Annotated in this window: 1 protein-coding gene; it reads left to right on the top strand. The window is 35.3% G+C overall.

All coding sequences use genetic code 11. The annotated features are described in order from the left end of the window. Positions 1 to 204: 204 nt before the first annotated feature. The coding region (locus A9G30_RS09195; protein WP_141672063.1) for an oxidoreductase at positions 205 to 1664 on the top strand (1460 nt) is incomplete at its 3' end.

Genomic DNA, 1664 nt, shown 5'->3' with positions numbered 1-1664 from the left:
TAATGATTTTTTATATGAAAACGAAGTAATTTTGTCGATTCTAAAAACGATGCATACCTAATTCATTAATAAATATGTAAAAAATACTGTCGAAAAATTGATACTTAATGTATTGATAGACTGAATTTACATAGAGAATTGTTGTTTGGGATGCTATCATAATTGCTAATAAATGAATTCAAATAAAATAATTAGGTATATCAAATGACAAATCAACTTACATTTAAGTCGTTAACGTTACCAAATGGGGTAGAATTAAAAAATCGCATCATGATGGCGCCGATGACAACCTGTTCAGGTTTTTATGATGGTTCTGTTACGCATGATTTGATTGAATACTACCGAGTAAGAGCTGGTGATATTGGCACAGTGATAGTCGAATGTGGCTTTGTTGATAATAAAGGATTAGCTTTTCCTGGCGCAATTGGCTTAGATAGTGATGATAAAATTGAGGGATTAACAAAAATAGCTAAAGTTATCAAAGAGCAAGGTTCTAAAGCTATTATTCAAGTTTATCATGGTGGACGAATGGTTGAGCCAAAGTTAATTGGTGGCCAATCACCAGTAGGCCCGAGTGCCATTGCTGCTCCACGCCCGAATGCTCCAACTCCAGTTGAATTAACGGCTGAAGAAGTAGATGAAATGATTGACAAGTTTGGTCAAGCTGTGCGTCGTGCTATTCAGGCTGGTTTTGATGGTGTAGAAATTCATGGCGCAAATACTTATTTAATTCAACAATTCTACTCACCTAATTCAAACCAACGTAATGATAAATGGGGGGGGAATCGTGATAATCGTACTCGATTCCCGCTTGCGATTTTAGATATCACACATAATATGATTCAACAATATGCAACTCCTGAGTTTATTGTTGGATATCGGTTTTCCCCCGAAGAGCTAGAAGTCCCTGGTATTCGTTTTGATGATACCATGTATTTGCTTGAAAAACTGGCTGCAAAAGGGCTTGATTATGTTCATTTCTCAATGGGGTCGATTTTAAGACCTTCGATCGTTGATACCGAAGATACAACACCACTAATCAATAAATATGTTGCAATGCGATCTGAGCAATTAGCTAAAATTCCTGTTGTGGGCGTCGGTAATGTTGTTAATCAAAGTGATATCGATGCAGCTTTTAAAAATGGCTATGATTTAGTTGCTGTTGGTCGTGCTTGTATTGCTTATCCTGATTGGGTTAGTCGCATTAAAAAAGGGGAAAAGTTAGAACTATTTATCAATAGTGATAAACGGGAAGAGCTTAATATTCCTGAGCCTTTATGGCATTTTTCCCTTGTTGAAAGTTTGATTCGTGATGCTAACCTTAATGTGAAAAAGTTCAAACCAGGTCAGTATCAAGAGAAAGTTAATGATGAATCTTATGAATTTTTGATTAACGTTGAGTTAGGTAAGGATTTTATAAAAGATATACAATTAGTTAATGCGCAAAATTTTGATAGTGAAGTTTTAAATAATTTTACTGAAATTAAACATAGAATTATTGATTCAAATAGTCCACATGTTGATGCTATCTCTGGAGCAACAACACAATGTGAAGCATTTAAGAAAGCTGTAACTAAAGCAATGGCAAAATCTAACAAAGACGCAATTATTGCCGAAGGGGGGGATCCTGATGATCTTTCTTTTGATGTTGTCGTTGTTGGTAG

The organism is Gilliamella sp. Fer4-1, assembly GCF_001690515.1.
Lineage (GTDB): Bacteria > Pseudomonadota > Gammaproteobacteria > Enterobacterales > Orbaceae > Gilliamella > Gilliamella apicola_C.
This window is presented reverse-complemented; position numbering and strand designations above follow the sequence as displayed.